This is a genomic window from Bartonella florencae (genome assembly GCF_000312525.1).
Classification (GTDB): domain Bacteria; phylum Pseudomonadota; class Alphaproteobacteria; order Rhizobiales; family Rhizobiaceae; genus Bartonella; species Bartonella florencae.
Map to the genome: position 1 here is coordinate 277,975 of NZ_HE997453.1, position 7,701 is coordinate 285,675.

At 37.3% G+C, this 7,701-nt stretch carries 11 protein-coding genes and 1 pseudogene; 5 read left to right on the plus strand and 7 right to left on the minus strand.

The window, feature by feature from the left end; genetic code table 11:
• The 6 genes and pseudogenes from BN202_RS06675 to BN202_RS06705 form a co-directional block, all read right to left on the minus strand.
• Positions 1 to 201, minus strand: a pseudogene (locus tag BN202_RS06675) (ERF family protein); the annotation flags it as partial.
• Between the two features lie 152 nt (positions 202 to 353).
• Positions 354 to 881, minus strand: a complete 528-nt coding sequence (locus BN202_RS06680) for an antA/AntB antirepressor family protein (protein WP_019219848.1) — start codon at positions 879 to 881, stop codon at positions 354 to 356.
• Between the two features lie 363 nt (positions 882 to 1,244).
• Positions 1,245 to 1,973: a Rha family transcriptional regulator gene (locus tag BN202_RS06690; protein WP_019219849.1), complete on the minus strand. Its 729-nt coding sequence runs from the start codon at positions 1,971 to 1,973 to the stop codon at positions 1,245 to 1,247.
• Between the two features lie 72 nt (positions 1,974 to 2,045).
• Positions 2,046 to 2,408, minus strand: coding sequence for an antA/AntB antirepressor family protein (locus BN202_RS06695; protein WP_019219850.1), 363 nt, complete (start codon positions 2,406 to 2,408; stop codon positions 2,046 to 2,048).
• Between the two features lie 64 nt (positions 2,409 to 2,472).
• Complete coding sequence (locus BN202_RS06700) at positions 2,473 to 2,847, minus strand: hypothetical protein (RefSeq protein WP_019219851.1); 375 nt, start codon at positions 2,845 to 2,847, stop codon at positions 2,473 to 2,475.
• Between the two features lie 242 nt (positions 2,848 to 3,089).
• Entirely contained in the window at positions 3,090 to 3,707 is a 618-nt protein-coding gene (locus tag BN202_RS06705; protein ID WP_019219852.1) for a LexA family transcriptional regulator, read from the minus strand.
• 83 nt (positions 3,708 to 3,790) lie between these two features.
• Between BN202_RS06705 and BN202_RS06710 the strand changes: the two genes are divergently transcribed.
• Both BN202_RS06710 and BN202_RS06715 read left to right on the plus strand, forming a co-directional pair.
• Positions 3,791 to 4,129 carry a hypothetical protein gene (locus BN202_RS06710; RefSeq protein WP_019219853.1) on the plus strand — a complete coding sequence of 113 codons (339 nt, stop codon included), beginning with the start codon at positions 3,791 to 3,793 and terminating at the stop codon, positions 4,127 to 4,129.
• Between the two features lie 72 nt (positions 4,130 to 4,201).
• Positions 4,202 to 4,645 (plus strand): hypothetical protein, encoded by a 444-nt coding sequence (locus tag BN202_RS06715; protein ID WP_244426423.1) that lies wholly within the window; start codon positions 4,202 to 4,204, stop codon positions 4,643 to 4,645.
• A 123-nt stretch (positions 4,646 to 4,768) separates the two neighbouring features.
• Here the strand turns inward: BN202_RS06715 and BN202_RS10350 are convergent, their stop codons facing one another.
• Complete coding sequence (locus BN202_RS10350; protein WP_019219855.1) at positions 4,769 to 5,392, minus strand: hypothetical protein; 624 nt, start codon at positions 5,390 to 5,392, stop codon at positions 4,769 to 4,771.
• 129 nt (positions 5,393 to 5,521) lie between these two features.
• On the opposite strand from BN202_RS10350, the gene BN202_RS06730 reads away from it, so the two are divergent.
• The 3 genes from BN202_RS06730 to BN202_RS06740 are packed head-to-tail and all read left to right on the plus strand — an operon-like array spanning position 5,522 to position 7,479.
• On the plus strand, positions 5,522 to 5,998 hold the full coding sequence (locus BN202_RS06730) for a crossover junction endodeoxyribonuclease RuvC (RefSeq protein ID WP_019219856.1): 477 nt from the start codon (positions 5,522 to 5,524) through the stop codon (positions 5,996 to 5,998).
• Positions 5,991 to 7,073: a YdaU family protein gene (locus BN202_RS06735; RefSeq protein WP_019219857.1), complete on the plus strand. Its 1,083-nt coding sequence runs from the start codon at positions 5,991 to 5,993 to the stop codon at positions 7,071 to 7,073. Before BN202_RS06730 ends, BN202_RS06735 begins: the two co-directional genes overlap by 8 nt.
• Positions 7,033 to 7,479: a hypothetical protein gene (locus BN202_RS06740; protein WP_198005545.1), complete on the plus strand. Its 447-nt coding sequence runs from the start codon at positions 7,033 to 7,035 to the stop codon at positions 7,477 to 7,479. Before BN202_RS06735 ends, BN202_RS06740 begins: the two co-directional genes overlap by 41 nt.
• The last annotated feature ends 222 nt before the right edge of the window (positions 7,480 to 7,701 follow it).

Sequence of the window (7,701 nt, forward strand, 5' to 3'; positions counted from 1 at the left end):
GGCGGAAAGATCAAAGACGAAGCTTTGATAATTTTGTCGTTCTATTTCCTTTTCTCGTAATGCGATCAGGCGCTCTAAGCGGTCCATATCGACATCATTTTCTAAAGCTCTTGTTAAAATGCGATCCATAGCTGTTTGTTTGACTTCGCAAGTGTTTGTTTTTTCCACTAATTCCGTTTGTGTGGTAGTTCGTTCATTCATATTGATTTCCTCCATTTAAAGCGCAACTCCCCCGTGGCGCGAATCACGCATGTGTTGAAAGTTGGTTGTTTTGGCTAGAAGCCTTCCTTTAAAAGCTATGTGATATTGTTCCCCTCCCCGCCTGTAAAACGAGGAGGTGAATCAATTTTTACTCAAGCTGCTTTAACGACAGATCTTGCTAAGACCTGTTTTGCTTCTTCAATTAAGGTTTTATATTTCCTGTTCTCTTCATCTACTCTGAATGCATCGATAAGACGCATATGAATAGGACCTAAAAGATACAAAACTTTTTCACCAGCATTCATACCCTCCCAATAACTTGGCAAATCAAAGCGTGTATCATTATCATAATCAACCGCTTGGCTTCTTAGTTTCTTTTCACATTCAATAAAGTAACGACGTGCTTGGCGTCCTTTCTTATTGCGTTCAACCATTGAGAGCTCTTTCGCCATATCTAGGGTGAGGTGATATTCTACTGCTATAGCGTTGTTCGCTTCCATTTTTTTGTGGAAGCGAATAAAATCCTGTCCTTCAAGAAAAGAATAAGCAGAAATACGTTTTTTTATCCAAGTAGAAAAATCTTGTTTGCTTTCCAAAAATGCATGCAAATCACGTGCATTAACAGTTTGAACAGTTTGCTGATCAATAACTTGTTCTGATATTTTAATGAGAGTGTTCATTGTGAACTCCTATGCAGTTAGATGTTTTTCATTGACATCCAATAAAGGATGCCGGGTGCTGAAAAACACGGTGCATAGTCCGTCGTTACGCTTTCCCCATAAAGAGTATTGTATAGCGCAACTACACCCGACAATGCCATTATATGCTTGTAACATACAACGAGTCAAAGCCTTTAATGTGCGGAAAATAAACTGTTTCGGCAATTCATCCGCTATGCATTTAAGGTGTTTTTCAAGCACCTTGTTTGAGCATATATATACTGATAGTATATTGTCAATTAAAAAATTAAAAAATTGGTGCAGATAAACTATATTGATTTTATCAGTCAGTTCGTATTTCTTTTTCATTATTGCATTCCTTAATTAATGCATGCTTTGTCTTTTAAGTTCTTGAGACAGCACACCAATTCCTTTTGTGGTAATTTTTGCAGCCGGTACGACTTTTTCTATTCCACTAGAGGTTTGAAGCGTGATGGTTGGACAATCCATCAGTTGCTTTTGAATTTTGTCTTGATAAGGAAGTAAATTTCCACCTATTGCTCGTCTGTAAATCCACCCTTTTTGCTGTAAGAATTGAATGAATTGTTTTGGTTGTATTTCGAGGATTTTAGCAGCTTCAGTAAGACCAAAGAGCCCATCGTGGCGCTGTAAACTTTCAAGTGCCATGGCTTTTGGTGTTAAATCTTCAATAATGCTGTCTTTTTGATCTATCTGCCCTTGTAGATAATTTAAAAAGCCAATCATAGCTTTTGGACTTGAATAGTCGATTTGTAGTGTTACTGCTTGCTTTTCCAATTCTTGCCAGCGGTCTATAATCCTAGCACGTAATGTCATGTTGTAACCTGAAACTAAAATAAGGCATTCACGTTTGGGGAGATGGTAGCAGTTTTGAGGCTTGCCTTGTTTATCTAAATAGGTGGCTCCAAATTTGGATTGACCCCCTTCAGGGTATAACTCCCCTAACATATGCCTAATATCACGCATGATATGAGCATGTTGTTTACCACATAGTTCAGCAATTTCACGACTGGACATAGTTTTAACTGTTTGATTATTAAAATTGCTTTCTGTTGCTGCCATAACATTATGCATGATGGACTCCTTTCAAGAACTTCGTATTTTTTTCATATGTTCTGATAAAGTTTTGCATCATCACTTCCTTCATTAACAAAAACACAAGGTTTGATATAATATTCTGCCATAATTTCTATGGCGTTCTGCTTGAGCAACTTTCCTTGCTGCGTGAATTTTGAAGTAATGATTATCGGTTTTATCTGTTTCTATTTCAGATTTTGGACAAATCTTCTGTCTGTTCCATTCTTGTTTTGTAAAAACAAAATCCACGCCTTCTTTTAGATCAAGCTTTGCAACACGATCATTAAACCAAGTGGAAAAATCTTGTTTTAAATTTAAGTACCTATGCATGACATGGGCATTGACCATTTGGACATAACCGATTTTGTCGTCTACCTCGTTTTCAGGTGTGAGATATCCTTCACTATGAATATGAGTATCATGTGTGTTCATAAGTTTACTCTAATCAATTATTGATAGATTAAAGGGGGCGCTTTAAAACGCGCCCTTAAGAAATTTAAAGCACATCACTAAGACGCAAACGGTGCTGTTGTTCATAAGTACCGTAAAACTCATCATTATATTTTTCTTTTGCTAAATCAGATAAAAGGTCATGATAAGCAACACTTTCACGTACAAAGTCATGAACTTCACTCTCCTCATGGAGACGTTCGATATTTTCTTCTACATATGCTTCTGCAATTTCTTCAGAGATATCTTCACAACTGTTCTCAGAAGGATTTATACGAAAGATCTGGATGGCATCATCTACTTCATCAATAATGCTTAGAATTTGGCTTGCATCAAGCGGTCCAGACTCTGCAATGTTTTGATCATCATCGTAGGCAACTAATAAAATTTCATTGGAATTAATAAGAATTGGCTTTTCCATAATTTCCCCTCCCTAACGCCTCTTGGCAATTGTTTGTGTGTGGTTTATGGAATATATTAGTACATTATGTGCTAATTATAGTCAAGTACATAATGTACTATTTTTTAGAAAAATGAAAAAAATGACGAATCATCGCCTAATTTAAGAATCAATAAGCATGCAGTTTTTTGATAAGAATCAATAATCCGCTATGACCTATAATGATATCTAGTTGATAACTTAAACAGAGAGCTGTATTGAACTTACATGTCAAGGATAGTGCGTCGTACGCGACCTATTATAGAGATAGTGCCTTCAAGTTTTGGAGCTTTTATTGTTTTATCATATGAAGCAGGCTGAAAAGGAGGATTATCGTTAGGTCTGTATCGTTTGTATGTTGCTTGCCCAGTTTCATCTGCAATTACATAGCAGGCATTAGGTACAAGTTTCTTGTCTCGCATATTTACAAATATTATAGAATCCGGAGGGCTAATTTTATTCATAGATGCACCATCCACACGTAAAGCAATCCATTCACCAGCAGGAAGATTAACAGCTTCTGTCATAGGATAATCTGAAAAATCCATTATTCCATCTTGCTCACTTAATTCCCCAGCACTAATCCATGAAATAAGAGGAATGCTTATGTTAATGCTAGGGTTTTCTTGAGGGGATTCGCCATATAAAATCCATCCTGGATCGACATTAAATACTTGTCCATAGAGCTCTGCTTTTTGGCGCGAAACAGGACGATTTCCATTTTCGTGACTAATGAGAGTATTTTTATTAAGAGCTGGTATAGCGCGTGCCGCCTCGCTTGGTGTTGCATACCCAGCATTTTTGCGTGCTATTTTAAGCCTATCTTTTGGTAAATAAGTCATTCGTACATTATCCACTATTTTTTTCATTCATTGTGTACGATTTTATCTTGATTTAAAATTGTACGTAATGTACTATTTATTTCATGGTTAATAATCTTTATGTCAAAAATTTGATTGAATCTTGGGAATCTATACGCCAATTTGCAGAAGAAATTGGATGTAGCTATGAAGCTGCGCGTAAAATGCGCGACCGCAATAGTATTTCCCCAAAATACTGGAACACAATTATCCAAGTGTCTAAATCTAAAGATCTATCTTGGGTTACACTCGATTGGTTTCTCCATAATTATGGGAATAAATACCATCGGGGTATTCATCCAATGACAAAATCTAAAAAAGATATGCGCTATCTAATGGAGAAGTTTAATGCATCCAATCCTATAGATAATAAAGAGCACCAGCAGCAGCATACACGCTCTTAAAGAAGAAAGATCATGAGAAACGGGATATTGAAGAAAGTCTACACACGGATTTGTAGATTAATAGGTTGTAATATGAAAATCGAGAATGGAGATAGATTGGTGGAAGAATTTAGACGGATACCGGATCGTGATTGTAGTAGAGAAGAACTTGTAAAACGATATGCGATTCATACAAAAATTCTTAAAAAACGAGAAGAATGGCATAAGTCAAAATTTGATAGTTGGGTGAGATGGCATGAAGCAACTCTTGCAGAGCGAGACAAATCAATTGAGGAGCAACAAGCGGCACTTGAAAACCTATCCTCTTTGATTAAACAAAAAAATAAAATGCTATACAAACAAAGGTTAAAATTGGCTTCACAGATGGAGCTGATTAGTAAATTAAATTATCAAATTTATACGTTGATCAAAGAAAAGCTCAAACCAATAGATTTTCTTGTTTCAGGGGAACATACTTCAGTAGAGAATTGCGACATTAAGATTGAGACTGAAGAATTTTGGGATCATATTTTTTAAACGTAAACTTGTCGCGTGGATATGACGCCCAAAAACGAGCAGTGATTAATTCATCTGGATTGTCGGGTGAAGTGTGTTCAAGAGTACAATTTGCAATATTTCGGACATTGAAGTCAGAGCAGCTTAATAGAAAGTGAAAAAAGTGCGTTTACTAGCAGGCATAATGAAAAAATTTAAAGCAAACTCTACGGTGGAGTTCGATTTGATCTCTTTAGGATCTAAAGAAATGTATTTGGGAGCTGTTCTCTTAATGACGACGCACTCGTCCACTATATCAGACCTATACTGGGTAAACAAACAAACATTTTCAATAAATTCAAAGGGGCTGCTTTCTGACATTTGTATATTTCTTATTAAAATATCTTTCTTTGTTAGATTTGTAACCTGCAATATCATCGCTATATATGAGATACCATTTACTTGTCCTAATAGGTCAAAACCCGCTTTGAGATCTAAGGGTGGTCTTGAAGCACATAATAAAATTTCAACATGTTGTTTTGACCATTCAGCAAGATCTTTTGTCGATTTCGCTTGCTCTTTAAGGGCTGTCGTCTGTTCTTGGCTTTCTGCAAATTGCTTGCTTACCCATTCTCTATCTTCTTCTCGTTCTTTTGCAGCTTTTTCTAAATCATCTTTGCGGATTTTGGCTGCTTCTTTACGGTCTTTATTTCTTAAAATAAGCGCTACAGAAAGCGACACAGCAAATGAAACAAAACCTGTAAGAAATATCTTTATCCATTCTTGCATCTTTCCCCTCCCCACTTTTTTAGAATCGCTGGGAGGTTACTTTTTCACAAACATTTTTGCAAGACAAGCAATCACAACGCGCTCTGTCATAATGCACGCATAAACACACAACAACCTTAAGGGGGGATTATGATCACCAACACACAAACCATTCTCTGTCTTGATCTAGGTAGCAAGACTGGCTGGGCTATATGCGGTGCTGATGTTCACATCATCAGTGGTGTCATGAATTTTCACCCCCAATATTTTGAAGTCGGTGAAATGTATTATTTACGCTTTAAGAGATGTCTATCAGAAATAAAGAAGACCGTAAGCAGCATTGACGCGGTGTATTTTGAAGAAGTACGCCGGCATGTGGGTACTGATGCAGCGCATATTTACGGTGAATTGTTATCAATCTTAACGGCATGGTGTGAACATCATAAAATACCGTATGAAGGCATTACTGTTGGCACAATTAAGAAAGCAACGACAGGAAAAGGAAACGCCTCAAAAGTAAAAATGATACAGGCAATGCATGCAAAAGGGCATGCGCCTGAAGATGACAACGAAGCAGATGCTTTGGCAATTTTATATTTAAAGAAAGAAGGGGGTACACATGTCTAATGGTATGCCATGGATAAGATTCCATTTGTATGACTGGATAAGTGGTACAGATGGAATGACATTGGAGCAAAGGGGGGCTTATATGACGCTTCTCGTTCGCATGTACGATAAAAAAGCACCAATTAAAACAGACTTTGGAACGCTTGCACGCGCTTGTAATTGTTCGCAGAAAAAATTTGCAGCGATTGTCGAATATCTCATAAGGAATGATAAACTTATTGATATAGATGGTGGATTGTGGAATACGCGTGTTGAAGAAGAGCTAAAAGATTTTTCGGATAAAAAAGATCACATATCACAAGTTCGTAGTGAAGCTGGTAAAAAAGGTGCGCAAGCAAAAAACACGATAAAACAACATGTTAATAATTTTGCTGAAGCAAATGACAAGCAAAACGTTTTTTTTGCTGAAGCAAACGCTAAGCAAAATCAAGCTATAAAGAACCAGAATAAGAATATATATAAAAAAACTAATACTATCGTATTAGCAAAAAAAGAAATTGGTTCTGAAAATTTAGAAACAACCGATTTGGTTGACGAACCAATCGAGGGTGATACCCTCCAAAGCCAATCAGAACAAATCGAAACGGGTGTAGAAAGCCAACCTCCCATTCACGAGCAAGAAAACATTTCCCAAACAGCAAAACAAGCGAAAGCTAATCGGGGGTGTAGGTTGCCTGCGGATTTTGAACCCGATTACGATTTTGCACACACAGAGGGCTTGCCACCAGAGCGGATCAAAGTCGAAATCGCAAAGTTTCGGGACTACTGGCGTTCAAAAGCCGGTGCAAATGCAACCAAAATCGATTGGCAAGCAACATGGCGTAACTGGGTGAGAAATTCAAAAAATTACGAAATCAATCAACAAGGTGGAAACTATGGAAAAACAAGCACTAAACAAACAGAACAGCAGCGTGGCTGGAGTTATCGAGTTGCACAGCACATGTCCAATATCAAAAATTCAGATAGTGTGTACAAATTTTTATTCGAGGATGACAACAGAACTACCGTTCCTTTGGAAAACGGGGCAAAAGCCATTGAGTGCAGAAGCGGAGAGAGTTACAGCATTGGTTACTGATGCGTTGCAACAGCTTGAAAGAAAAGCGACGGAAGAGGAAATCCAAACAGCGTATCTTGTCCTTTCAAATGGTCTCAAAAGCCCCATTGGATCAGATGAAAAAGCGACAGCGCTTGCGTATGCTTACACTCTTGAAGGCATAAGCAGCTGGGTATTGCAAACAGCAACAAAGAACGCTTTGAAAGGCAAAGCAGAGGGTTTAAATGCAACTTTTATGCCGTCAACAGCAGATTTTTATCGTTACTGCGAAAAGCTTGAAAGTGATTTTCGTTTTCAAGCCAATCGTGTTTTGAAGGTTATTCAAAAGCCAGAAATCGAGGGCAAAAATCAAGAGGCGACGATAACATCAGAACGCATTGAAAAGCGTCCAAAAGAGCTTGAAGAAGTTTTAAAGGGCATTGAGTGAAAAACAGCAAAGTAGTGAAAAGTGCTGATGGTTTTGAGATTGGATATGCTTTTAAATCTACAAAAAGGTACCTTACAAAGCGATTTAAAGATTTTATGATGAAAGTAACATCTGTAATATAAAACGCTCTGTACAGTCAAATTTGAGTCAAATAACCCTATTGGCAAATTTAAGGATTAAGACATGCAAATTTTACAACATCTGTTCTTAACACAACGTAAA

Bases quoted from the DNA above. Each gene is read 5' to 3' on its own strand.
- BN202_RS06680 (WP_019219848.1), bottom strand. From the start codon at position 881: ATGAACACTCTCATTAAAATATCAGAACAAGTTATTGATCAGCAAACT.
- BN202_RS06690 (WP_019219849.1), bottom strand. From the start codon at position 1,973: ATGCATAATGTTATGGCAGCAACAGAAAGCAATTTTAATAATCAAACA.
- BN202_RS06695 (WP_019219850.1), bottom strand. From the start codon at position 2,408: ATGAACACACATGATACTCATATTCATAGTGAAGGATATCTCACACCT.
- BN202_RS06700 (WP_019219851.1), bottom strand. From the start codon at position 2,847: ATGGAAAAGCCAATTCTTATTAATTCCAATGAAATTTTATTAGTTGCC.
- BN202_RS06705 (WP_019219852.1), bottom strand. From the start codon at position 3,707: ATGACTTATTTACCAAAAGATAGGCTTAAAATAGCACGCAAAAATGCT.
- BN202_RS06710 (WP_019219853.1), top strand. From the start codon at position 3,791: ATGGTTAATAATCTTTATGTCAAAAATTTGATTGAATCTTGGGAATCT.
- BN202_RS06715 (WP_244426423.1), top strand. From the start codon at position 4,202: ATGAAAATCGAGAATGGAGATAGATTGGTGGAAGAATTTAGACGGATA.
- BN202_RS10350 (WP_019219855.1), bottom strand. From the start codon at position 5,392: ATGCAAGAATGGATAAAGATATTTCTTACAGGTTTTGTTTCATTTGCT.
- BN202_RS06730 (WP_019219856.1), top strand. From the start codon at position 5,522: ATGATCACCAACACACAAACCATTCTCTGTCTTGATCTAGGTAGCAAG.
- BN202_RS06735 (WP_019219857.1), top strand. From the start codon at position 5,991: ATGTCTAATGGTATGCCATGGATAAGATTCCATTTGTATGACTGGATA.